Origin of the sequence: Arthrobacter sp. L77, from assembly GCF_000816565.1 — a bacterium.
Lineage (GTDB): Bacteria > Actinomycetota > Actinomycetes > Actinomycetales > Micrococcaceae > Arthrobacter_D > Arthrobacter_D antioxidans.
In genome coordinates this window covers 59,338-82,478 of the sequence record NZ_JWSU01000004.1, presented here as the reverse complement: position 1 = coordinate 82,478, position 23,141 = coordinate 59,338, and the positions used below count along the sequence as shown (strand labels likewise).

Below are 23,141 nucleotides of genomic sequence, written 5' to 3'. Positions count from 1 at the left end.
CCTGCCGGTACCTGCCGGCCGCCCCGCAGGGCCGTCCCCGGACAACGCGCGATGACTAGCTCCGCACCCGGCGATCGCCGGGGCGCCGTGGTCATCGAGGACGATCTCGACATCCGGAACCTGGTGTGTGCCGTCCTCGAGCAGGGCGGCTTCGTGGTCAGCAGTGCGACCACCGGGCGCGAGGGCGTCGACGTGATCCGGCAGCAGCATCCCATGGTGGTGACCCTGGACATCGGGCTCCCCGATATCGACGGGTACGAGGTCCTGCGGCGGATCCGCAACACCACCGACTGCTACGTGATCGTGCTCAGCGGCCACAGCGACGAGATGGACATCCTCACCGCGCTCCAGGCAGGGGCCGACGACTACGTCGTGAAGCCGTTCAGGCCCCGCGAACTGCGGGCCCGCATCGACGCGATGCTCCGCCGGCCCCGCATCGGCCAGAACGCCCAGCACCCGCCGGCCCGGCCTGCCGCGCCCGTCCCGCCCGACGACGAGCCGGTGAAGTCCGCCAACGTCCTGCGGAACGGCGGCATCACGGTGGACGGCGACGCGCGCATCGCCAGCTGCGCCGGCGTGGAACTGCCGCTTACCAAGACCGAATTCAACCTGCTGTACGAGCTGATGCAGGGCAACGGGGCCGTCCGGACCAAGGAGGAGCTGGTCCGCGTGTCCCGGGGCGGGGACTACCGGGGGTACAACTTCGTCAGCCGCACGGACGAGCGGGCCATCGAGGTGCACATCGCGAATCTCCGCCAGAAGCTGGCGCGCGTGGACGGCGGCCCGGAGCTCATCACGACGGTGCGGGGCGTGGGGTTCCGCGTCGTACCCCGGGGCACGGACTAGAGCGGGACCGTCGACGGCTCAGGGCTCTCCGGGTAGCCTGCCCGCAGTTCCCGGAGCGTGTCCGCAGCGCACGCGCGCAGCGGGGCGACCGCGCGCCGGGCGCCGTCGAGGTCGTCGGCGGTGATCAGGCGATGGACTGCACGCGCCGCCTGGCTGAGGCGCACCGCGCCCACCATCACGGCCGACGTCGTCACGCTGAGGACGGCGTCCTCGGCGCCCGTGGCGTCGCCGGCCCCGATCCCCCGCTCCAGCCGCTCGAGCTTGCCCTCGAGCGTCGCGGAGAAGTCCCGCGCGAACCGGTGGACGACGGCGGGGTCGGAGAAGTCGCGCACCATGTCCGCGAGGACCGTGGGATCGAGGAGGGGCTCCGCTGCCCGCGGGGCGTCGGGGGACGGGGCGGCATCATGTGGGAGAGGTGCCGCGCCGTCCACCGGGAACGGGCCCTGATAATGGTCAGGGCCTGACGGAGTCGAAGGTAGGGGCACCGTCCAAGCCTAGCGACGGCGGGTGGGCGGCGCGCACCTGCACGGAGTTCTTGCGCAAAGCTTGCGCCGGAGCATGCCGTTCGCCGACATGACTGCTGCGCTTCACCATCCCGCCACCCGGCGCCCGTCGGCGCCATGGGCCCCCGGGCCTCCTGGCCCGCCCCCGCTCAGGCCTTCCACTCCGGCCGGTAGCCGCCGTGGCCCGCCCACGGCCCGGCGAGCAGCTTCAGCACGCTCGAGCCGTGGGGCTCACCGAGATCGGACAGCGCGAACTGCAGGAGCCGTCGCTTGGCCTCGCATTCGGACAGGACCCGCGCGGGCTCGTACCAGCCGCGCGCACCCCACACTTCTTCGGGGAGGGTGCCCGTGCGGGCTGCTTTCTCGTCCTCGGTGATGCGGGCGTCGAGGAAGGCGGCGATCTCATTCATACCTGAAACCCTATCGAGCAGGAGCAGCGGCGCCGTCCACCCCACGCGCAGGGCGGCCCGCCGTCGAACGCCGTCCACCGGGGAGGCAGGTGCCGCCGGTTGCGTCCGCTGACGCCGGGCGCTGCGCGCCTCCCACGACGATCTCCTCCAGCTGATCGAGGACGGCGGGCAGCGACCCGTCGGCATCCACGCGCCGGAAGCCGCCGAATTCGGGGAGCCCGAGGTAGCCGTCGCGATAGGCCCGGAGGTCGTCGACGCGTTCGGTGTCCGTCCCCCGCTCCACGATCCGGCGGACGGCCTCCTCCGGGCTGACGTCGAGGAACACGACGACGTCCGCCGCCGGCAGCACCCGCGTCAGCGCGGTGAGGAATGCCCCGCGCGGCAGTCCCCGGGTGGAACGCAGCGCCTGCTGGCAGTGCAGATGCCGGTCCAGGATGACGACCCCGTCGAACCGGCGGGCCCGCAGGTGGTTGGCCGCGACGTTGACCACCCGCACCGCCGATTCCAGGAGATCGAGGATCCGCGGCGGGACGGCGAGTCCGAGCCGCGCGGTCCACGCCGTCATGGTGCGCCGCCCCGAAGGGTTGGCGAGGACCATCGTGGGCATCGTCGTTCCGAGGAGCCCGCCGAGCGCGGACGCCGCCGTCGTCTTGCCCGCGCCGTCGATGCCCACCAGGGCGACGACGAGGCGACGCACCGGAGGGCGGGAGGGCCTGTCGTCGGGTTCCACGCGGGAAGTCATCCCTCCGTTATACGGGCACATGCTAGGAGTGCTCCCTGCCCGCGATGTGCAGGGGCTGTGAAACGGGCAGGTCCATGCGGAACCTGCCGCGGACGGAGGGCCACGGTCGGACGGCGCGGTCCGGCATCCGCACCCCTCGTCGCGCACGTGGGGCGGGTCCCGCCGTCGGACACCGACCGGAGCCGCGCTCCCGGCCCGCGCACGCCCGGGCCCATGGGACCCGGGCGCGCCCTGCGGCTACCGCGGGGACGGCACCGTGCCGAGCTTGGACGGCCACCAGATCTTCGGGCCGATGTCGTACGCCAGGGCCGGGATCAGCAGCGAGCGCACCAGGATGGTGTCCAGCAGCACGCCGAAGGCCACGATGAACGCGATCTGCGCCAGGAACAGGATGGGGATCACGCCCAGCGCGGCGAACGTCGCCGCCAGGACCACGCCGGCCGAGGTGATGACGCCGCCCGTCACGCCGAGGCCGCGCAGGATGCCGGGCCGGGTGCCGATCCGGAGGGACTCCTCCCGGACCCGGGTCATGAGGAAGATGTTGTAGTCCACGCCCAGCGCCACGAGGAACACGAAGCCGAACAGCGGCACCGATGCGTCCGCCCCCTCGAACCCGAAGACGGTGTTGAACACCACCGCCGAGACACCGAGGGCCGTGGCGTAGGAGAGCGCCACGCTGGCGACGAGGAGCACCGGCGCGAGCACGGAGCGGAGCAGGATGATCAGCACCACGAGGATGACCGCCAGGACGATCGGGATGATCTTGACGAGGTCGGCGAGCGCGGTGTCGTTCGTGTCGATCGCCACCGCCGTGACACCGCCGACCAGCGCGTCTCCTCCACCGACGTCGTCGAGCGCCGTCCGCAGCTCGCGCACCACGTCCTCGGCCTGCTCGGAGTCGGCCTGGTACTCGAGCGTGCCGCTGATCAGGACCTGCCCGTCCTCGACGACGGCCGCGCCGCTCGGGTCCTCGGTCAGGGCGGCGTCGGAGATGCCCTCCTGCGCCGAGACGACCTCCAGCACGGCCTCCTGGTCCGCCTCGGGGGCGACGACGTACACGGGGCTCCCGGAGCCGGCGTCGAAGTGGCGGCCGAGGGCCTCCTGGCCGTCGACCGCGTTGGACGGCGTCAGGATCAGGGCGGACTGCGGGACGCCGTTGGCCTGCAGCTGGGTCAGCCCGAGGGCGCCCGCGACCAGGATCAGCAGCGACGCGATCCACAGCACGCGCGGGCGGCGGCCCACGAGCAGGGCCACGCGCCTCCAGAGGCCCTTCAGCCGTTCGAGGCCGGTCTCCGGCCCGGCACCGGTCGGTGCGGCGTGCCTGCCGTGGTGCGGGGCGACGACGGCGGCCGCCGCGGGGTTGTAGCGCGGGAGCAGGGGCCAGAAGGCGGCCCTGCCGAACAGGAGGAGGAGCGCGGGGAGGAGAGTGAGCGCCGCGGCGAGCGAGAAGGCGATGCCGATGGCGGCGATCGGCCCGAGGCTCCGGTTCGAGTTGAGGTCCGAGAAGAGCAGGCAGAGCAGGCCGAGGATCACGGTGGCGCCGGAGGCGAGGATCGGCTCGAAGGACCCGCGGTAGGCCACGCGCATGGCCTCCCACTTCGTCTCGTGCTCCCCGAGCGCCTCCCGGAACCGGGCGACGAGCAGCAGCGCGTAGTCCGTGGCCGCGCCGATCACGAGGATCGAGAGGATGCCCTGGCTCTGGCCGCTGAGCTGGATCACGTCGAGCTTCGCGAGGCCGAAGATCAGCAGGATCGACGTCGCCAGCGCGAACACCGAGGTCAGCAGGACCAGGAACGGCAGCACGATGGACCGGTAGACCACGAGGAGGATCACGAACACCGCGCCGAGCGCGACGGCGAGCAGGATGCCGTCGATCCCGCCGAAGGCGTCGACGAGGTCGTTGGTGAACCCGGCCGGGCCGGTGACGTAGCCGGTGACGCCGTCGGGCAGGTCGTCGTCCAGGATGGTGCGCAGCTCGCCGACCACCTCGGCGAGTTCCGCGTCGGAGGAGACGAAGGCGATGTACTGGACGGCGAACCCGTCCTCCGACGGGATGGGACCGGCGACCGCCGGCGCCCCCTCGGCCGGGGGCTCGAGCCCCTCGACCCCGCCGAGCGTCTCGCCGAGCTCGGCGTAGGCGCCGAGGTCCTGCGGTTCGATCACGGTGTCCGACTCGGCGACGATCACCGCGGGGATGGCATCCGAATCACTGAACCTCTGCTGCAGTTCCCCGGCCTCCGTCGACTCCGCGCTCGCGGGCAGGAAGGACGCCTGGTCGTTGCTCGAGACCTCCTCGAGCCGCCCGAAGGTGGGTCCGCCCACCGCCGCGCCGACCAGCCAGATCAGCACCACCACGACGGGCAGCAGCACCCTCAGCCATCTGTTCTTCATCGCACTCCACGCCTTCCTCGAAATTCTCTCTGCAACAGAGTATATCTATGGTGGAGATAGTGGAAGCGGCCTAAGCTGGATGGGACAGGAGGCGAGGATCCATGGCCACGAGGGACGAACTCATGGCGCTCATGCGGCAGTTCACCATCGAGACCGAGCGCTATGTGGAAGCCGCCAGTGAGCGCGACAGCCTGTACCGCACCGATCTCCACGCCCTGAGCATCATGATGGGCGCTGCCCAGGCCGGCCTCACCGTCACCCCCGGCCTGCTGCGCGAGGAGCTCAATCTGAGCTCGCCGGCCACCACGGCCCTGGTGGACCGCCTCGATTCCGCCGGCCATGTCACACGGCGGCGCAGCGAGGTTGACCGGCGGCAGGTGCACCTCCAGATGACCGAGAAGGCCCGGAGCACCGGTGCGATGCTGTTCGCGCCGCTCGCCCGCCACCTCAACGGCGTCCTCGACCAGTACACGGAGGAGCAGCTGATGCTGCTGCGCGACATGATGCAGCGGATCACCGACGCCACGGTCGCGGCGAAGGACGACGCGCGGGACGGCGCCGGGTCGGCTCGGGGCCGGTCGGCCGGTTAGCCTTCCAGTCATGAACGACGAGATCTACTCCCATGGACACCACCCGAGCGTGACGGCCGCGCACGCGATGCGCACGGTCGCGTCGTCGGCCGCCTACCTGGAGCCCTTCCTCGAGAGCGGCATGGACCTGCTGGACATCGGGTGCGGGCCCGGCAGCATCACCGCCGGCTTCGCGGATCTCGTGGCGCCCGGCTCCGTGACCGGCATCGACCGGTCGGCCGACGTCGTCGTGCAGGCGTCCGCCACCCACGCGGACGTGGCCAACGTGGAGTTCCGCGAGGGCAACGTGTACGACCTCGACGTCCCCGACGAGTCGTTCGACGTCGTGCATGCCCACCAGGTGCTGCAGCACCTCGCCGATCCGGTGGCCGCGCTCCGGGAGATGCGGCGCGTCGTGCGGCCGGGCGGCATCGTGGCCGCCCGCGAAGCCGACTTCGGCGCGATGACCTGGTACCCGGCGGTCGGCGAGCTCGACGAGTGGCGGGAGCTCTACGGGGAGCTGGCGCGCGGCAACGGCGGCGAGCCGGACGCCGGACGGCGCCTGCCGGGGTGGGCGGCCTCGGCCGGGTTCGCGGACGTCGAGGTGTCGTCGTCGACCTGGGTGTACGCCGCCGATGGGGACAGGCGTGCCCATGCGGAGTCGTGGGCCGAGCGCGTGCTGCATTCGGCCTTCGCGGAGCAGACCGTCGAGCGGGGCCTCGCCGACGCGCAGACCCTGCAGCGCCTGGCCGAGGGGTGGCGCAGGTGGGGGCGCGCGGAGGACGGCGTGTTCCTCCTGCCGAGCGTCGAGATTCTCGCCCGCGCCTGAGCCGACCGCCGATAGGCTGGCGGGATGTACCGCATCGTCACCGTCTGCACGGGCAACATCTGCCGCTCACCCATGGCGGAGCTCATGCTCGCGCACGCCTTCACGCAGGCGGGACTGCAGCAGTACGTCGCCGTCGATTCCGCGGGGACCACCGACTGGGAGGCCGGCAAGCCCATCGACGAGCGGGCGGCGGCGAAGCTGGCGGAACTCGGCATCGAGAGCCACCTGCACCGTGCCCGACGCTTCGAGGCCGTCTGGTACCGCGAGCGGGACCTCATCCTCGCCCTGGACCTGGACCACTACCGCGAGTTGCGCCGTGACGCGCCGGACGGCGACGCCCGGGACAGGATCCACCTCCTGCGCGAGTTCGATCCGTCGACGACGGACGCCGACCTCGAGGATCTCGGGATCTACGACCCCTGGTACGGCGACGCCAGCGACTTCGAAGCCACCTGGCGGATGGTCCACGGCGCGGTGGAGGGCGTCGTCCGGTTCGTGCGCCACGAACTCGACGCCTGACGTTTCCGCGGCCCGACCGGCGATGCTTACCATGAACGGGTGAATCCCTCCCTCTGGCTGGCGCTGCTCGGCGCCGGGACCCTGATCAGCTTCGTGCCCGGGGCGGGCGCGGTGAACACCATGAGCAACGCGCTGACGGTCGGTTTCCGCCGTTCCATCTGGGGGATCCTCGGCCAGCAGGCGGCCCTCCTCGTGCACATCGGCGTCGCCGCGGCGGGCGTGGGGCTGCTCGTGACCAACTCGCCGCTGGCATTCAACCTCATCCGGTACACCGGCGCCGCGTACCTGGTCTACCTGGGCGTGCGGAAGTTCCTGCAGAAGCCCGAGCACGGCGAGGTCCGGGCCCGGCAGGTCACCGAGGGCGCGCTCTCGATGGTCCGCCGCGGCCTCTGGGTGAACCTGCTCAACCCGAAGGCCATCGTGTTCTTCCTCGCCCTGATCCCCCAGTTCATCCGCCCGGACCGCCCGCTGCTCGGCCAGTACGCCGTCCTGGCCGCGACCGTCGTCGTGATCGACGTGCTCGTCATGTGGTTCTTCTACGCCGGTGCCGCCCGCTCGTTCCGGCGCTTCACGCAGGACGACCGCGGGCAGGTCCTCCTCAACCGCACCTTCGGCTCGCTCTTCGTGGGCGTCGGCGCCCTCCTCGCCGTGGCCTGACCCGTGCCCTCCGACGCGCCCCTGCTCATCGCCGTCGACGGGCGGTCCGGGGCGGGCAAGACCACCCTCGCCGTCGAGCTCGCCGCCCTCCTCCGGGAGCACCACAGCGTCAGCCTCTTCCACCTCGAGGACATCTATCCGGGCTGGGACGGGCTCGACGACGGCATCGGCCGCTACGTGGAGCGCGTCCTGCTCCCCCTGCGGGCCGGGCGTCCGGCGCACTGGAACGCCTGGGACTGGGACCGCGGACAGGACGGCGCCGCACGGACCACGGCGGCGGCCGAGATCGTGCTCCTCGAGGGCGTCGGGGCGGCGGCTGCCGCGGCGCGGCCCCACCTCGACGCGGTGATCTGGATCGAGGCCGACGCCGGGATCCGGCACCGGACCGCGATCGAGCGCGACGGCGAGGCGTACGCGCCCTTCTGGCAGCGCTGGGCGGACCAGGAGGACGCCTGGCTGGCGGGTGACGACCCCGGCGCCGCCGCCGACGTCGTCGTGCAGGGCCACAGCGGGCCCCCGTCACCGCAGGCCGTCCGCCTGGCACTCACGGGGCTGCCGGCGTGCGCGGTCATGCTCGCGCCGGAGCGCGCGGGCCGGCGCGGGCTCCGGCTGGACTGCGAGCGCATCGCCGCGACACCGGACACCGCGGCGCTGTTCTCCACCCTGTACGGGGCGTCCCCCGCCGCGGTCTGGCTGGACAGTTCCGACGCCGGGACCACGGCGCCCCGGCCCGAGGGGCGCAACCGCTTCAGCATCCTGGCGGACGCGTCCGGCGCCTTCGGGCAGCAGGCCCTGCACCGGGACGGCACCACGGAGATCACGGCGGGCCCGGTCACCACGCGCGTCCGCGAGCCCTTCTTCCGCTGGCTCGACGACGTCTGGGGCCGCCGGGCGGTCCGCGCCCCGGAGGATTTCGCCTGCGGGTTCGGCCTGGGGTGGCTGGGCTACCTCGGCTACGAGCTCAAGCGGGAGACGGGCGGCGCGTCCGTGCCGACGCCGGCCGACGCCCTCCCCGACGCGGCCCTGATCTTCGCCGGCCGCGCCGTCGTCGTGGACCACGCCGAGCAGTCCGTCGTCCTGCTCACGCTCACCGACGGGCGGCGCGATCCGGACCGTGAGGCCTGGCNGTCGCGGCCCCGGGCCCCGTCCCGCCGTCCGCCCCGCCCCCGGCGCCCCGGTTCGCGGCCCGGGATTCCCGCGAGGAGTACATGGCGAAGACCCGGCGCGCGCAGGCCGAGATCGCCGACGGCACCACGTACGAGGTCTGCCTGACGACGTCGCTCTCGGCCCGCGTGGAGCGCCTCGATCCGCTGGCGACGTATCTCCGCCTGCGCGCCGCGAGTCCGGCACCCTTCGCGCACTACCTCCGCTTCCCCGGCTTCGCCGTGGCCAGCACCTCGCCCGAACGGTTCCTGAAGCTCACGCAGGACGGCTTCATGCGGGCGGAACCGATCAAGGGCACGCGCGGGCGGTCGGCGGACCCGGCGGAGGACGCCGCCCTGCTCCAGGACCTCCGGAGCTCCGCGAAGGACCGCGCGGAGAACATCATGATCGTGGACCTGCTCCGCAACGACCTCTCGCACCACGCGGTGCCGGGCTCGGTCACCGTCAGCCGGTTGTGCGACATCGAGTCCTACGCCACCGTGCACCAGATGGTGAGCAGCATCGACGCCCGCCTGCGGCCGGGCAGCGCGCGCGCAGGGGTGATCGGGTCCGCCTTCCCGGCCGGTTCGATGACGGGCGCGCCGAAGATCAGCACCATGGCCATCCTCGACCGCCTGGAGCGGAGTCCGCGTGGTCCCTACTCGGGCGCCGCCGGGTACTTCAGCCTGACCGGCGCCGCGGATCTCGCCGTCGTCATCCGCACCCTCGTGCTGGCGGACGACGGCGACGCCACGCACCTCACGCTGGGCGTCGGCGGGGCGATCACCGCCGACTCGGACCCGGCCGAGGAGTGGGCCGAGGTGCGGACGAAGACGCGCGGGGTGCTGTCCGCCCTGGGGTCCTCCTTTCCTGCCGACCGCCCTGCCGACGTCCCGCCGGCTTCCCTGCCGACGGCGCGTGACCCGGTAGCCTAGCCGGGCGTCCGCCCTCGGACGCGCTCATCGGAGGGGGAGCCAGTGCCGGGCAGGACAGTCGTCGTCATCGTTCCGGGTCTCGCGACGTGCGTCGCGTACGCCGTCGTCGGGACCCTGCAGATCCTCGTCTGGAATCCGCTGGCCGCCGTCCCGGGACTCGGTCTTCCCGAGATCTACCGGCAGATGCGGGAAGCACGGGAGCCCATGGCCGTGAACCTCGTGGTGATCTGGGGGGTCACAGGCGTCGCGCTGGGCCTGATGGTGGGTCTTCTCGGCACCCTGCGGCGGTGGAGTGCGCCCCGGATCGCGGCCCTGTACCTCTGCGTCATCACTCTCGGGGCGCCGTCGCACGTCGTCGCCTCGTTCAACCCGGGCATGAGCCTCGCCGACGCCTTCGCGATCGGCGGCGGTGACTACACGATCTGGGGGGCGGTGCTCTACGGCGTCAGTGCGGCCGCCCTCCTCGCCCTGATCGTCCTCCTGCGCGGCGCACGGCGGGTGGCGCTAGGGTCGGAGCATGACGGCCCTCCACCCCACGACCCTGCGCGGGCGGCGCGTCATCCTCGAACCCCTCGCCCCCGACCACCACGACGGGCTCGTCGCCGCCGCCCGTGACGGGGACCTGTGGACCCTCTGGTACACGTCGGTGCCCGCGCCGGAGGGGATGCGCCGGGAGATCGACCGCCGGCTGGCCCTCCAGGAGAGCGGGTCGATGCTCCCGTTCACCGCGCGGCTCGTCGATCCCCGGACCGGCGGGCCCGGGCCGGTCATCGGGATGACCACCTACATGAACATCGACCAGGCCACTCCGCGGGTGGAGATCGGGTCCACGTGGAACGCCGCCTCCGCGCAGCGCACCGGCACCAACACGGAGTCGAAGTACCTGCTGCTGCGGCATGCCTTCGAGGACTTCGGCTGCCCGGCGGTCGAGTTCCGGACGCACTGGATCAACCACCAGTCGCGGGCTGCGATCGAGCGACTCGGGGCGAAGCAGGACGGCGTGCTCCGCAGCCACAGCCGTACGCGGGACGGCGAACTGCGCGACACCGTGGTCTACTCCGTCCTGGCGCACGAGTGGCCGATGGTGCGCGACAACCTCCTGTACCGGATGGCACGGCACGCCTGAGTGCCGGTGCGGCGGTCCCGCCGGGCGATCCTGCCGCACCCTCTTCCCCGGCGGATGTCAACCGGATCCTGCGGGTACCGCGACTCCTGCGGGAGGTGGACGATGAACGGGTCAGACCGCGGCAGCCCACGGCAGGCCGCGGACCGGTTCGACTGAAAGAGCACTCTATGGCGGACACTGGTGGAATGGCTGACAAGGCCAAGGACTATGCACAGGACAATCCCGAGAAGGTCGACCAGGCCGAGGACAAGGCCAAGGACACCCTCGACGGCAAGGACAACGGTCAGAAGTAACTGACCCCTACCGGAGGCCGGGCCGCGATCGTACGGCCCGGCCTTTCCCCTGCCGACGCCTCCCCGCACGGCCGGCGCACCGGATCGCGACGCAATAGTGTCCGGGATCCCTTGACCCGCCATTTGTTACCGTTCACAATTGCCGCAGGGCTCCCCGCCCCTGCAGCAACGACGGTGCAGATACGCCTTGCTGTGGTTCCGATTCCCAGGAGGCAGCAGTGTTGAGAAAATCATTCGTGGCGGTCATCGCCGCCACCACCCTCGCCCTCACGTCCTGCGGCGGTCAGTCCGATGCCGGCGGAGAGGGTGGTTCCGATGACGCGATCACCATGGGCTTCGCCCAGGTCGGCGCCGAGAGCGGCTGGCGTACCGCCAACACCACGTCGATCCAGGAAGCCGCGGAAACGGCAGGTGTCGACCTGAAGTTCTCGGACGCACAGCAGAAGCAGGAGAACCAGATCAAGGCGATCCGGTCCTACATCCAGCAGCAGGTGGACGTCATCGCCTTCTCCCCGGTGGTGGAATCGGGATGGGACACCGTGCTGAAGGAAGCCAAGGACGCGGGCATCCCCGTCATCCTCACCGACCGGGCCGTGGACTCCACCGACACCACGCTCTACAAGACCTTCCTCGGCTCGGATTTCGTGGAGGAGGGCAAGAAGGCCGGGGAATGGCTCGTCGAGGACTCGGCCTCGACCGAGGGCCCGGTGAACATCGTGGAACTGCAGGGCACCACGGGTGCGGCTCCGGCCATCGACCGGAAGGAAGGGTTCGAGGCGGCCATCGCAGCCGATCCCGACCTCGAGATCGTCCAGTCGCAGACCGGCGACTTCACCCGGAGCGGCGGCAAGCAGGTGATGGAGGCGTTCCTGAAGAACACCCCCGACATCGATGTGGTCTACGCCCACAACGACGACATGGGACTCGGCGCCATCGAGGCCATCGAGGCCGCGGGGAAGGTGCCCGGCAAGGACATCAAGATCATCACCGTGGACGCCGTGAAGGACGGCATGACCGCTCTCGCCGACGGGAAGATCAACTTCATCGTCGAGTGCAACCCGCTCCTCGGCGATCAGCTCATGGACCTGGCGGCCAAGGTGGTCGCCGGCGAGGAGGTTCCGGCCCGGGTGGTGACCGAGGAGACCACCTTCACGCCCGAGCAGGCCAAGGAAGTCCTCGCGAGCCGCGAGTACTAGGAACCGGACCCGGCCGCCTCGCGAGGCGGCCGGGTCACCAGGAGTGAGGGACGCGGCGGGCCGGGCCCGCCGCATCCGGGACACAGGAGGCAGGACATGGACGGGACCGTCCCCGTGGTGGACATGCAGGGTATCTCCATCGCCTTCCCGGGCGTGAAAGCGCTCGACGGCGTCGACTTCCGGCTGTTCCCGGGGGAGGTCCACGCCCTCCTGGGCGAGAACGGCGCCGGGAAATCCACCCTCATCAAGGCCCTGACGGGGGTCTACGCCGTGGACGACGGCACGATCACGGTCATGGGGGCCCGGAAGAGCTTCGGCACGCCGGCCGAGGCGCAGGCCGCCGGGATCAGCACGGTCTACCAGGAGGTGAACCTCTGCCCCAACCTCTCCGTCGAGGAGAACATCCTGCTCGGCCGTGAACCGCGCAGGCGCGGCGCCATCCACTGGCGGGACGTCCGCCGGAAGGCGAAGGAGGTCCTCGACCAGCTGCAGCTGGGACACATCGATCCGCGGTCCGTCCTGTCCTCGCACTCCATCGCCATCCAGCAGCTCGTGGCCATCGCCCGCGCCATGCAGATCGAGGCCAGGGTGCTCATCCTCGACGAGCCGACCTCCAGCCTCGACGCCGACGAGGTGCAGCAGCTGTTCTCCGTCATCAGGACGCTGCGGGACCGGGGCGTCGCGATCCTGTTCGTGTCCCACTTCCTCGAGCAGGTGTACGAGATCTCGGACCGCATGACGGTCCTCCGCAACGGCCGGCTGGTGGGCGAATACCTGACGCCCGAGCTGCCGCGCATGGCCCTGATCTCCACGATGATCGGCAAGGAACTGGACGCCCTGGCCGAGCTCGAGGAAGCCGAGAGCCGACGCCGGCCGGACCGCACGGAGGAGACGCTGTTCCTGCAGGCGGAGGGGCTGGGGAGGAAGGGTTCGGTCCGGGAGGTGACCTTCACCGTCCATACCGGCGAGATCCTCGGCCTCGCCGGCCTGCTCGGGTCGGGCCGCACCGAGACGGCCAGGCTGCTGTTCGGTGCCGACAGGGCCGACCAGGGACAGCTGACCATCCGCGGCACGGGCCGCACCCTCCGCAGCCCGCGGTCCGCCATCGACCGGGGCATCGCGTTCTCCTCCGAGAACCGCAAGGAGGAGGGACTGATCGGCGATCTCTCCGTCCGCGACAATCTGATCCTGGCGCTGCAGGCGGGCAAGGGCTGGTGGCGGCGTGTCCCCCGCGCCACCCAGGACGAGCTGGCGGATCGGTACATCAGAGCCCTCGACATCCGCCCGTCCAGCAAGGACACGCTCATCCGGGACCTCAGCGGCGGCAACCAGCAGAAGGTGCTGCTCGCGCGCTGGCTCATCACCCATCCGCGACTGCTCATCCTGGACGAACCGACCCGGGGCATCGACATCGGCGCCAAGACGCAGATCCAGAAACTCATCAGCAGCCTCGCGGCGGACGGGATGTCCGTCATCTTCATCTCGGCCGAGCTCGAGGAAGTGCTGCGTATCAGCGACCGGATCGCCGTCCTCAAGGACCGGCGGATGGTCGCCGACCTACCCAACGAGAACCTCACCATGGGAGACGTCATGACGGTCATCGCCGGGACGAACGCATGAGTGCGCTGCTGCGGCACCGCCTCACCTGGCCCGTGCTCGCCCTTGTCCTGCTGCTCCTGCTGAACCAGCTCTTCCGTGCGGACTTCCTCTCGGTCCGCGTCCAGGACGGCCACCTCTACGGCAGCCTGATCGACATCCTCCGCAACGGGGCACCCACCATCCTGATCGCCCTCGGCATGACACTCGTCATCGCCTCACGGGGCATCGACCTGTCGGTGGGTGCGGTCGCGGCGATCGCCGGCGCCGTCTCCTGCATGTACATCTACAGCTCCCCCGACCCGGCCTCCCTCCAGACCGCCGCGACGGCAGTGGCGATCGCCGTCGTCGCGGGCCTCGCCCTCGGGGCGTGGAACGGCTTCCTGGTCTCTGCCATCGGGATCCAGCCGATCATCGCCACGCTGGTGCTCATGACCGCGGGCCGCGGACTGGCCCAGCTGGTCACCGACGGCCAGATCATCTCCGTGTCCAACGACTCCTACCAGGCGATCGGAGCCGGGTACTTCCTGGGCCTGCCCATCTCGATCCTCATCGCGGCGGCCGCCTTCGGCATCACCGGCCTGCTGACGCGCCGGACGGCCCTCGGCACGCTCATCGAATCGGTGGGCATCAACCCGGTGGCGAGCAGGCTCGCCGGGCTCGACGCGCGCACCATCACCTGGACCGTCTACGTCTTCAGCGGGCTGTGCGCGGCGGTCGCCGGCCTCATGATCAGCTCGAACGTCACGGCGGCGGACGCCAACAATGCCGGCCTGTACATCGAGATGGACGCCATCCTCGCCGTCGTCATCGGCGGCACCTCGCTGGCCGGGGGCCGGTACAGCCTGGTCGGCACCCTCGTCGGAGCGCTGATCATCCAGACCCTCACCACCACCGTCTACACGCTGGGCGTCCCGCCCGAAGCCACCCTGGTCTTCAAGGCGCTCGTCGTGATCATCGTGTGCCTCCTGCAGTCCAGCAGGGCGCGCACCCTCCTCAGCCGGCGACGGCGGCCCGTGACCGAACCGTCCCGACCGAAGGTGGCCGCCTGATGTCCGTCCTCACCCGCACCCCGGCACCACTCGACCGCCCCCGCATGAGCCGGCTGCGGGGCAAGGCGCGGTACGCCCCCACCCTCGCGACGCTCGGCCTGTTCCTCGCCATGTTCGCCGCCGGCGCGGTCATGTACCCGGGGTTCCTGTCCGGGCAGGTCTTCCTGAACCTCCTGATCGACAACACGTTCCTGATCGTCCTCGCCGTCGGCATGACGTTCGTGATCCTCACCGGGGGCATCGACCTCTCCGTCGGGTCCGTCGTCGCCCTGTCCATGATGATCGCCGCCGCCCTCCTGCAGGCCGGGTGGAACCCCGCCGCGGTGATCGTCCTCGTCCTCCTGACCGGTGCCACCTTCGGCCTGCTCATGGGGCTCGTGATCCAGGTCTTCGAGATCCAGCCCTTCATCGTCACCCTTGCGGGCCTGTTCCTGGCGCGGGGTCTCTGCTACGTCATCAGCGTCGATTCCATCACCGTGACCAACCCCTTCTTCACCTCCATGGCGCAGGCGAGGATCCCGCTGGTGGGCAGGCTGTTCGTCTCCCCCGGTGTCGTGATCGCCCTCCTCGTGGTCGCCGTCGCGTTCTACGTGCTGCACCAGACGCGGTTCGGACGGACCGTGTACGCGATCGGTGGCGGCGAGTCCTCGGCGCTGCTCATGGGTCTCGCCGTCCCGCGCACCAAGGTCCTCGTGTACGGGATCAGCGGCCTGTGCTCCTCGATCGCCGGGATCCTCTTCTCGTTCTACAGCCTCTCCGGGTACAGCCTGGCGGCCACCGGGCTGGAACTCGACGCCATCGCGGCGGTCGTGGTGGGCGGGACCCTGCTGACCGGAGGGTACGGCTACGTGCTCGGCTCCCTGACGGGGGTGCTCGTGCTCGGGATCGTCCAGACCTTCATCTCCTACGAGGGCACGCTGAGCTCCTGGTGGACGCGCATCGTGATCGGCGCCCTGCTCCTCGTCTTCATCCTGCTGCAGAAACTCTTCACCCGGAAGGTCAGGCTCACCTGAGGCCGCGGGGTCCCGGCGGCTACGCTGTGGCCCATGACTGTTCTAGTGTTCCTGGACCCGGCCCATGACGACGGCAGGGTGGTCGACGCGTCCCAGCCGCAGCTGATGGCCACCGACCTCGGCGCCACCCGCGGGGACGGCCTCTTCGAATCCCTGCTCGCCGTCGACGGAGCCCCCCGCAAGGAGCAGGCGCACCTGGCCCGCCTCGCGTCGTCGGCCGCCGCCCTGGACCTCACCGTGCCGGACGCCGAGGCCTGGAGCCGCGCGATCCGCACGGGCCTGCGCGAGTTCGCGGCCGCGGAACCGGACCAGGGACACGCCGTCGTGAAGCTGATCGCCACCCGCGGGGTGGAGGGCGCCGGGCGGGCCACGGCCTGGGTGCAGGTGGCCCGCGTGCCGGAGGCCACCCTCCGGCAGCGCGAGACGGGCCTGAGGGTCCTCTTCCTCGAGCGCGGGTACGACAGCACCGTCGCCCAGCGCGCGCCCTGGCTGCTCATGGGCGCGAAGACCCTCTCCTACGCCGTGAACATGGCCGCCGTCCGGTACGCGAAGGCGCACGGGGCCGACGACGTCATCTTCACCTCCTCCGACGGCAAGGTCCTGGAAGGCCCGACGTCGACCGTGCTCCTCGCCTACGAGCGCGACGGCCGGAAGACCCTCCTCACGCCGCAGCTCGAGAGCGGGATCCTCCCGGGAACCTCGCAGAGCGCGCTGTTCGCCGCGGCGAAGGAGCAGGGGTGGGAGCTCGGCTACGGGCCGCTGGAACCGCGCGATCTCCTCGAGGCCGACGCCGTGTGGCTGATCTCGAGCATCCGGCTCCTCGCGCCGGTGCTCTCGCTGGACGGCCAGGAGCTGCGCACCTCGACCGCCCTGACGGCCGAACTCACCGATCTCGTGGACCGTTTCGTGTAATCTCCGCCACAAAAGGGCGCCCTGAGGCCCTTCTGCTACGTCAAGTGTCGGTTTCCGGCACCTCCCGTTTTGACCCGATGCTCCGTGCTGCCCTAGCGTTTTGCCTGCAATCAAGAGTTCCAGCCCTCGGCCCTGGCCGGCTGGACAGCAACCCTCTCCCGTAGTGGGGTGCTCCAGGTGAAGATTCGGCCGCCGGGACAAGTCCCCCGGTTGGCAAGTACGGCGTCGTGCGGCCTGTCCCGGACCATTCCCCGGTGACGGAACCCGCACCCTCGCACAGCCCAGAACAGTGAGCGTGTCACCCAGCAGCCTGTCCCCAGTCGCCGTGATCCGGCGTCCCCCGCACCATCCCCCGTTCCCCGCGCCCCCATCCGGGCCGGCACTTCGAAGGACACCATGAACATCTCCCGCAAGGTCCTGGCGGCTTTCGCCGTCCCCTTCCTCGCCCTGACCGTCTCCTGCGGCAGCGGCAGCAGCGAGCCCACCGAGACCACCGACGCCCTGGCCGGCAGCGACCAGCAGTCGCTCGACCAGTACACGACCGACACCACCACGCCGATCGACGAGATCGACGTCGCGGAGCTCGGCCTCGTCACCGACGGCACGCTGCGCGTCGGCACGCTCTCCGACGCCCCGCCGAACATCTTCCTCGAGGACGGCGTCTTCACCGGCTACGACAACGAGCTGCTGCGCGCCATCGGCGACAAGCTGGGCCTCGAGGTCGAGTTCGCGTCCACCGACTTCTCCGCGCTCCTCGCCCAGGTGCAGAACAAGCAGTTCGACGTCGGATCCTCCTCGATCTCCACCACCGCGGAGCGCCGCGAGAACGTCGGCTTCACCAACGGCTACGACTTCGGCTACATGGCCGTCGTCACGAAGAACGGCTCCTCCGTCACGGGCTTCGACTCCCTCTCGGAGAGCACCCGCATCGGCGTGGTCCAGGGCACCGTCCAGGACGACTACGTCTCCAACACCCTCGGCCTCGAGCCGGTGCGCTTCCCCGACTACAACACCGTCTACGCGAACGTGAAGAACGGACAGGTGGACGCCTGGGTGGCCCCGTCGCAGCAGGCCACCGGCCAGGTGAAGGACGGCGACGACACCACGATCGCCGAGACCATCATCAACACCGAGAACTTCACCGCGTACGCCGTGAACAGCGACAACCAGCCGCTCATCGACGCCCTCAACGCGGGCCTCGACGCCGTCGTCGCCGACGGCACGTGGACCGAGCTCACCGAGGAGTGGTACCCGGACCGCGAGATGCCCTCCGACTGGAAGCCCGGCAGCAAAGCCGTGGAAGTAGAGTAGCGGTCCCTGCATGGATGCCCTCGAACAGCTCGGGAAGACCTTCTTCGACTGGGAGGCGATGGCGGCCGTCCTGCCGGACCTGCTGACCGTCGGACTGCCGAACACGCTCATGCTCGCCCTGGCGTCGGGGATCATCGGGACGATCGTCGGCATGATCCTCGCCGTCATGGGGATCTCGCGCAACCGCGTGCTGCGGTGGATCGCCCGCATCTACACGGACATCTTCCGCGGGCTGCCCGCCGTCGTGATCATCCTGCTCATCGGACTCGGGCTCGGCCCGATCCTCCGGGAGATCACGGGCAGCACGAGCCCGTACCCGCTGGGCATCCTCGCCCTCTCGCTGATCGCCTCGGCGTACATCGGCGAGATCTTCCGCTCCGGGATCCAGAGCGTGGAGAAGGGACAGCTGGAGGCGTCGCGGGCCCTCGGCTTCAGCTACGGCTCGTCGATGCAGCTCGTCGTGATCCCCCAGGGCGTGCGGCGCGTGCTGCCGGCCCTGGTGAACCAGTTCATCTCGCTCATCAAGGAGTCCTCGCTCATCTACTTCATCGGCCTCGTCGCCAGTGAGCGCGAGCTCTTCCGGGTGGGCAACGACGCCGCGAGCAACACCGGCAACCTGTCACCGCTCATCGCGGCCGGTGTGCTCTACCTGTGCCTGACCATCCCGCTCACGCACCTGGTCAACTTCATCGACAACCGGCTCCGCGTGGGCAAGAAGCAGAAGCCCGAACCGGACGAACTGGCCGCGAAGATCGGTGAAGGAGCGAAGGCATGAAGACGATCGAATCAGGGACCCTGACGGGGAAGAACCTGCACCTGTCCTTCGGCTCCAACCACGTGCTGCGCGGGATCGACCTGCACGTGGAGCGGGGCACGACGGCGTCCGTCATCGGCCCCTCCGGGTCCGGCAAGTCCACCCTCCTGCGCGTCCTGAACCGGCTCATCGAACCGGATCAGGGGGACATCCTCCTGGACGGCCGGTCCGTCCTGAAGGACAACCCGGACGAGCTGCGACGGCGCATCGGCATGGTGTTCCAGCAGTTCAACCTGTTCCCGCACAAGACCGTGCTGGACAACGTCTCCCTCGCGCTGCGCAAGCTCCGGAGGATGTCGGCGGACGAGGCCCGGAGCAAGGCCCTCGCCCAGCTGGACCTCGTGGGCCTGAAGCACAAGGCCGACGTCCGCCCCGGCAACCTCTCCGGCGGCCAGCAGCAGCGCGTCGCGATCGCCCGCGCGCTGGCCATGGACCCGGAGGTCATGTTCTTCGACGAGGCCACCTCCGCACTGGACCCCGAGCTCGTCAAGGGCGTCCTGGCACTCATGGCGGATCTCGCGACGGCGGGCATGACCATGGTCGTGGTCACCCACGAGATGGGCTTCTCCCGCAACGTCTCCGACACCGTGACGTTCATGGACGGCGGCGTCGTGGTGGAGTCCGGCCCCCCGGCCGCGATCTTCGACGACGCGCAGACGCCCCGCCTGAGGTCGTTCCTCTCGGACGTGCTCTAGGCACCTCGTTCCACCTGCCCGGCACCGGGGGTCCGCTCGAGCGGGCCCCCGGTGCCGTCTCCGGGGACTTCCGGCCCGGACGGTTCTCCTGCGACGGCGTGTCCTCCCCGACACGCGCCGGCGGCCGCCGAAGCCCCCGGATCCGGTACGCCATCGCGACCGGATGGTCAGGACAGGATGAAGTTCCAGGTCCCGGCCAGGACGGCCGCCGTCGTCGCCCCCGCCGCGATGACGAGTCCGACGCCGGCCACCCCGACGTCGAGCGCCGTGTACGTGCTCGTCCTGGCCCAGGTGCGCGCCCCGCCGCCGAAGCCGCGCGCCTCCATGGCCGTGGCCAGCCGGGTGGCGCGCCGGATGGCCTGCACGATCAGGCCGAACGACTGCCCGAGCAGGTTCCGGGCCCGGGCGACGAGCGAGCCGTCCGACCCGATCCCGCGCGCGTGCCGGGCGAGCCCGAGCATCTCCCACTGCTCCACCAGCAGGCCCACGAGCCGCAGCGACGCCAGCGCCCCGAGGACGAAGCGGTGCGGGAGGCGGAGCTTCTGCGCCAGGGCGTCCGCCAGGTCGGTGGGGTCCGTGGTGAGCAGGATGAAGATCCCCGGCAGGGCGAGCGCCAGACCGCGCAGCCCGACGGCGGTCCCGGCGGCCACGGAGCCCTCGGTGAACAGGAACGGCCCGACGTCGAGCAGCACGCCGCCCGTCTTCCCGGCGAGCAGCGCCGTCCCGTAGGCCCCGAGCAGGGCGGCCACCAGCAGGGGCCAGATCCGCCGGGCGAGCCCCACCACGCTGATGCCCAGCAGCGGCATGAGGGCGAGCTCGCAGCCGAGCACCACCGCGGCGCTGACCCAGTCGATGCTGGCCATGAGCGCGAGGGTGATGACCACGGCGGCGAACAGCTTGGACACCGGGTTGGCCCGCAGGAGTGTCCGTCCGGTGAGGACCGGCGTCAGGTGCCCGCCGCTCACCGAGCCACCAGCCGCCCTGCCCCGCCGGAGACGTGCAGGGTCGCGCATCCCAGGGCCGCGATGAAATCGGCGTCGTGCGTGACGGAGACGACGGCGACGCCGTCGTGGATCAGTTCCCGCAGGAGGGTCACGAGTTCGGCCCAGGTGAGGGCGTCCTGGCCGAACGTGGGCTCGTCGAGGATCAGGACGCGCGGCGCGGTGGCGAGCATCGTCGCCACGGACAGGCGCCGCTTCTCCCCGCCGGACAGCGTGAACGGGTTGGCCCCCAGCAGGTGGGTGAGCCGCAGGCGTTCCGCGATCTCCCCGGTGCGCCGCGGATCCGGGGATCCGCCGACCCTCCGCGGCCCGAACGCGAGCTCCTCCCCCACGCTCGGGGTGAGGAACTGGTGCTCGGGTTCCTGGAAGACGGTGCCGATGCGCTGCACGAGCTGCGCCGAGCGCCAGCGGAACGGGTCGGCCCCCGCAGTGCCGGCGAGCTCCGGTGACGCCTCGAGCCGTCCCGCGCGCGGGCGCAGCAGGCCGCCGAGCGTGAGGGCGGCCGTGGACTTCCCGGCGCCGTTGGGCCCGGTGATGCTCAGCGCCTGCCCGGCGCGGACGTCCAGCCCGAGGTGCCCGACGGCGGCCGGGCCCCGCTTCGTCCGGGCGACCGTCAGCGCCTGCGCGGACAGCAGTACCTCACCGCCACCGGCAGGCACGGGCCCGCCGACGGGCGGCTGCCGGCCCGGGACCCACACGCCCGCCTCCGCGAGCCGGGCGCGCGTGCCCTCCTGGACCAGGATCGTCCCCGGGGCGCCGTCGGCGAGGACGCCCCCGGCGGCGTCGAGCACGATCACGCGGTCCACGACGTCAGCCCAGACGGCGACGCGGTGCTCGACGACGACGAGGGTCGCGCCCGTGCGCTCCAGGACACGGACGACGGCGTCGCGGACCTCCAGCACGCCGTCGGGGTCGAGATTCGCGGTCGGCTCGTCGAGCAGGAGCAGCCCGGGCTCCATGGCGAGCACCGCTGCGAGGGCGAGGCGCTGCTTCTGGCCGCCCGAGAGCGCGCTGGTCGGGTGGTCGAGCGGGAGGTCGAGCCCGACGTCGTCGAGCGCGCGGTGCACCCGCTGCCAGATCTCGTCCCGGGGTACGGCGAGGTTCTCGGCGGCGAAGGCCACCTCGTCGCCGACGCGCGCCAGGACCACCTGCGTCTCGGGGTCCTGCAGCACCAGGCCCGCGCGGCCGCGGGCGTCGGCGGGGCGGACGCCGTCGAGCAGCAGCTCACCCTCCTGCTCACCCTCGTCCTGGCTGCCGAGCAGTCCCGCCAGGCCGTGCAGCACGGTGGACTTGCCCGCGCCGGACGCACCGAGGAGCAGCACGCGCTCGCCGGGCCGGATGTCGAGGTCGAGGTGGCGGGCGGCGAAGGCCTTCCGGCCGGCGTGACGCCAGCCCCATCCCCGGGCGCTGACGGAGGCAGCTCCCGGGGACGGCGCCTGCGCTGGTGTCACACGTCCGCCGTGCGGCCGGCGGCGAAGGAGGACAGCACGCCCGTCCTCGCGAGTCCGCGCATGGCCAGCCAGGACAGCAGGCCCGCGATGACGACGCCGGAGATGGCGGCGAACACGATGTACAGGAGCTTGAACTCGAAGCTCCAGAGCGCGTTGTAGAGGATGTTCTCGCTGATACCCAGCGCGAGGCCCGCGCCGAGGCCGGCGAGGAGGGCGACCGGCAGGTTCCACTTCCGGTAGAGGAAGAGCAGGAACACGAGTTCCGCCCCCGCCCCCTGGATGGCCCCGGAGATGAGGACGCCGACCCCCCACTGGGTGCCGATCAGGGCCGAGACCGCTGCCGCGAGCACCTCGCAGTAGATCGCGGCACCCGGTTTCCGGATGATCAGCCCGCCGAGCACGCCGGCGACGAGCCACCCGCCGGAGTACAGACCGGCGAGCGGCGGGAAGCCGGCGGTGAGCACGCTGATGCCCGAGTAGCCCGCGGACCAGACGAAGAACAGCACGCCGACGGCGACGCCGATGACCGAGGCCACCACGATGTCGACGACGCGCCACCGGCTGGTCCGGGGGGAGAGGCCCTTCAGGGCCGTCGATGATGCCATGCTGATTCCTCCTGGGTTGCAGGAGGGGAGGGCGCACGATTCTCGCGCACCCCGAGAACTCGACTCCCTTCGCCGGTACTAACCGGATCAGGTTCGAGGGTCTGCGGCATTCCGCACTCTCAGCGCCCGTCCCGGCAGCATGCTGCGGATCGGCGCTCCCCTGTCGTGTGTTGCTTGAGCGCTCCCGATCCTACACCTGTCCTCCGCCTGCGGAGAGGAGATCGGCCCGGCTAGGCTAGGCGCAGGACCATCGGACTAGAAGGAGAAACCATGAACGTCGTGTTCAAGCTGCTCGGTGTGGGAATGAGTGTCGGCGCGGGCTTCGTAGGGACGAAGCTCGTCGACTTCCTGTGGGAGAAGATCACCGGCGAGGCGCCGCCCAAGAGCAAGGACGGCCTGGAGAACACGCTCCGCTCCGCGCTGGTGTTCGCCATCATCTCGGGCGCGGTCAGCACCACCATCCAGGTCCTGACCAACCGGTCCACGCAGCAGGCCATCGAGCGGTTCGCCAAGACCCGCGACCTCACCTGAG

General features: G+C 71.0%; 26 protein-coding genes and 2 riboswitches. Of the genes, 19 read left to right on the top strand and 7 right to left on the bottom strand.

The genetic code is table 11. The features are described 5' to 3' along the window. The first annotated feature begins 51 nt into the window (after window positions 1-51). The gene (locus RY94_RS02985; protein WP_043441661.1) at window positions 52-846 is read left to right on the top strand and encodes a response regulator transcription factor; all 795 of its coding nucleotides are present in this window, start codon (window positions 52-54) and stop codon (window positions 844-846) included. Here RY94_RS02985 and RY94_RS16580 read toward each other — a convergent pair. The 4 genes from RY94_RS16580 to RY94_RS02965 all read right to left on the bottom strand — a co-directional run bounded on the left by RY94_RS16580 (window position 843) and on the right by RY94_RS02965 (window position 4,892). Next, a complete protein-coding gene (locus RY94_RS16580) occupies window positions 843-1,277 on the bottom strand; it encodes an Hpt domain-containing protein (protein ID WP_052273874.1) in 435 nt (144 codons plus the stop codon). The two genes, RY94_RS02985 and RY94_RS16580, sit on opposite strands and share 4 nt — an antisense overlap. Window positions 1,278-1,498: 221 nt before the next feature. Continuing rightward, window positions 1,499-1,759: a DUF6221 family protein gene (locus tag RY94_RS02975; RefSeq protein WP_043441658.1), complete on the bottom strand. Its 261-nt coding sequence runs from the start codon at window positions 1,757-1,759 to the stop codon at window positions 1,499-1,501. A 10-nt stretch (window positions 1,760-1,769) separates the two neighbouring features. Further along, window positions 1,770-2,501 carry an AAA family ATPase gene (locus RY94_RS02970; protein ID WP_082046015.1) on the bottom strand — a complete coding sequence of 244 codons (732 nt, stop codon included), beginning with the start codon at window positions 2,499-2,501 and terminating at the stop codon, window positions 1,770-1,772. Window positions 2,502-2,738: 237 nt separating this feature from the next. Continuing rightward, the gene (locus RY94_RS02965) at window positions 2,739-4,892 is read right to left on the bottom strand and encodes an MMPL family transporter (protein WP_052273873.1); all 2,154 of its coding nucleotides are present in this window, start codon (window positions 4,890-4,892) and stop codon (window positions 2,739-2,741) included. Window positions 4,893-4,993: 101 nt separating this feature from the next. Here RY94_RS02965 and RY94_RS02960 point away from each other — a divergent pair, with 101 nt between their 5' ends. From RY94_RS02960 to RY94_RS02890, 17 genes are all read left to right on the top strand, one after another. Continuing rightward, window positions 4,994-5,482 (top strand): MarR family winged helix-turn-helix transcriptional regulator, encoded by a 489-nt coding sequence (locus RY94_RS02960; protein WP_043441653.1) that lies wholly within the window; start codon window positions 4,994-4,996, stop codon window positions 5,480-5,482. Window positions 5,483-5,492: 10 nt separating this feature from the next. Further along, a complete protein-coding gene (locus tag RY94_RS02955; protein WP_043441651.1) occupies window positions 5,493-6,290 on the top strand; it encodes a methyltransferase domain-containing protein in 798 nt (265 codons plus the stop codon). Between the two features lie 24 nt (window positions 6,291-6,314). After that, entirely contained in the window at window positions 6,315-6,809 is a 495-nt protein-coding gene (locus tag RY94_RS02950) for a low molecular weight protein-tyrosine-phosphatase (RefSeq protein ID WP_043441648.1), read from the top strand. 39 nt (window positions 6,810-6,848) lie between these two features. Beyond that, entirely contained in the window at window positions 6,849-7,466 is a 618-nt protein-coding gene (locus RY94_RS02945) for a LysE family transporter (protein ID WP_043441646.1), read from the top strand. A 570-nt stretch (window positions 7,467-8,036) separates the two neighbouring features. Beyond that, window positions 8,037-8,738, top strand: a complete 702-nt coding sequence (locus tag RY94_RS18655; protein WP_442853438.1) for a hypothetical protein — start codon at window positions 8,037-8,039, stop codon at window positions 8,736-8,738. Continuing rightward, complete coding sequence (locus RY94_RS18285; protein WP_231554391.1) at window positions 8,675-9,544, top strand: anthranilate synthase component I family protein; 870 nt, start codon at window positions 8,675-8,677, stop codon at window positions 9,542-9,544. The genes RY94_RS18655 and RY94_RS18285 overlap by 64 nt, the downstream gene beginning before the upstream one ends. Window positions 9,545-9,586: 42 nt before the next feature. Then, complete coding sequence (locus RY94_RS02935) at window positions 9,587-10,159, top strand: hypothetical protein (RefSeq protein WP_197060580.1); 573 nt, start codon at window positions 9,587-9,589, stop codon at window positions 10,157-10,159. Next, the gene (locus RY94_RS02930; protein ID WP_043441645.1) at window positions 10,062-10,670 is read left to right on the top strand and encodes a GNAT family N-acetyltransferase; all 609 of its coding nucleotides are present in this window, start codon (window positions 10,062-10,064) and stop codon (window positions 10,668-10,670) included. Before RY94_RS02935 ends, RY94_RS02930 begins: the two co-directional genes overlap by 98 nt. 185 nt (window positions 10,671-10,855) lie before the next feature. Beyond that, window positions 10,856-10,963, top strand: coding sequence for an Rv0909 family putative TA system antitoxin (locus tag RY94_RS18615; protein WP_331374633.1), 108 nt, complete (start codon window positions 10,856-10,858; stop codon window positions 10,961-10,963). Between the two features lie 218 nt (window positions 10,964-11,181). Continuing rightward, on the top strand, window positions 11,182-12,159 hold the full coding sequence (locus RY94_RS02925) for an ABC transporter substrate-binding protein (protein WP_043441643.1): 978 nt from the start codon (window positions 11,182-11,184) through the stop codon (window positions 12,157-12,159). Between the two features lie 96 nt (window positions 12,160-12,255). Beyond that, window positions 12,256-13,779 carry a sugar ABC transporter ATP-binding protein gene (locus RY94_RS02920; RefSeq protein WP_043441641.1) on the top strand — a complete coding sequence of 508 codons (1,524 nt, stop codon included), beginning with the start codon at window positions 12,256-12,258 and terminating at the stop codon, window positions 13,777-13,779. After that, window positions 13,776-14,807, top strand: coding sequence for an ABC transporter permease (locus tag RY94_RS02915; RefSeq protein ID WP_043441638.1), 1,032 nt, complete (start codon window positions 13,776-13,778; stop codon window positions 14,805-14,807). The genes RY94_RS02920 and RY94_RS02915 overlap by 4 nt, the downstream gene beginning before the upstream one ends. Continuing rightward, window positions 14,807-15,820 carry a galactofuranose ABC transporter, permease protein YjfF gene (yjfF, locus tag RY94_RS02910; protein ID WP_156134998.1) on the top strand — a complete coding sequence of 338 codons (1,014 nt, stop codon included), beginning with the start codon at window positions 14,807-14,809 and terminating at the stop codon, window positions 15,818-15,820. The genes RY94_RS02915 and yjfF overlap by 1 nt, the downstream gene beginning before the upstream one ends. A 33-nt stretch (window positions 15,821-15,853) precedes the next feature. Further along, on the top strand, window positions 15,854-16,732 hold the full coding sequence (locus RY94_RS02905) for an aminodeoxychorismate lyase (protein WP_043441636.1): 879 nt from the start codon (window positions 15,854-15,856) through the stop codon (window positions 16,730-16,732). Window positions 16,733-16,840: 108 nt separating this feature from the next. Continuing rightward, window positions 16,841-16,958: riboswitch (SAM riboswitch) on the top strand. 170 nt (window positions 16,959-17,128) lie between these two features. Then, on the top strand, window positions 17,129-18,043 hold the full coding sequence (locus tag RY94_RS02900; protein ID WP_052273872.1) for an ABC transporter substrate-binding protein: 915 nt from the start codon (window positions 17,129-17,131) through the stop codon (window positions 18,041-18,043). A gap of 10 nt (window positions 18,044-18,053) precedes the next feature. Beyond that, window positions 18,054-18,818 carry an amino acid ABC transporter permease gene (locus RY94_RS02895; protein WP_043441633.1) on the top strand — a complete coding sequence of 255 codons (765 nt, stop codon included), beginning with the start codon at window positions 18,054-18,056 and terminating at the stop codon, window positions 18,816-18,818. Further along, the gene (locus RY94_RS02890; protein WP_043441630.1) at window positions 18,815-19,552 is read left to right on the top strand and encodes an amino acid ABC transporter ATP-binding protein; all 738 of its coding nucleotides are present in this window, start codon (window positions 18,815-18,817) and stop codon (window positions 19,550-19,552) included. The genes RY94_RS02895 and RY94_RS02890 overlap by 4 nt, the downstream gene beginning before the upstream one ends. Before the next feature lie 167 nt (window positions 19,553-19,719). Here the strand turns inward: RY94_RS02890 and RY94_RS02885 are convergent, their stop codons facing one another. Genes RY94_RS02885 through RY94_RS02875 form a run of 3 tightly spaced genes read right to left on the bottom strand, consistent with a single transcriptional unit; the run spans window position 19,720 to window position 22,609 of the window. Next, window positions 19,720-20,517 carry an energy-coupling factor transporter transmembrane component T family protein gene (locus RY94_RS02885; protein WP_231554390.1) on the bottom strand — a complete coding sequence of 266 codons (798 nt, stop codon included), beginning with the start codon at window positions 20,515-20,517 and terminating at the stop codon, window positions 19,720-19,722. After that, a complete protein-coding gene (locus RY94_RS02880) occupies window positions 20,514-22,004 on the bottom strand; it encodes an ABC transporter ATP-binding protein (protein WP_043441627.1) in 1,491 nt (496 codons plus the stop codon). The genes RY94_RS02885 and RY94_RS02880 overlap by 4 nt, the downstream gene beginning before the upstream one ends. Further along, window positions 22,001-22,609: an ECF transporter S component gene (locus tag RY94_RS02875; RefSeq protein WP_043441625.1), complete on the bottom strand. Its 609-nt coding sequence runs from the start codon at window positions 22,607-22,609 to the stop codon at window positions 22,001-22,003. Before RY94_RS02875 ends, RY94_RS02880 begins: the two co-directional genes overlap by 4 nt. Before the next feature lie 47 nt (window positions 22,610-22,656). Then, a riboswitch (TPP riboswitch) is annotated at window positions 22,657-22,781 on the bottom strand. A gap of 98 nt (window positions 22,782-22,879) precedes the next feature. On the opposite strand from RY94_RS02875, the gene RY94_RS02870 reads away from it, so the two are divergent. After that, window positions 22,880-23,140, top strand: coding sequence for a DUF4235 domain-containing protein (locus RY94_RS02870; protein WP_043441623.1), 261 nt, complete (start codon window positions 22,880-22,882; stop codon window positions 23,138-23,140). The last annotated feature ends 1 nt before the right edge of the window (window position 23,141 follow it).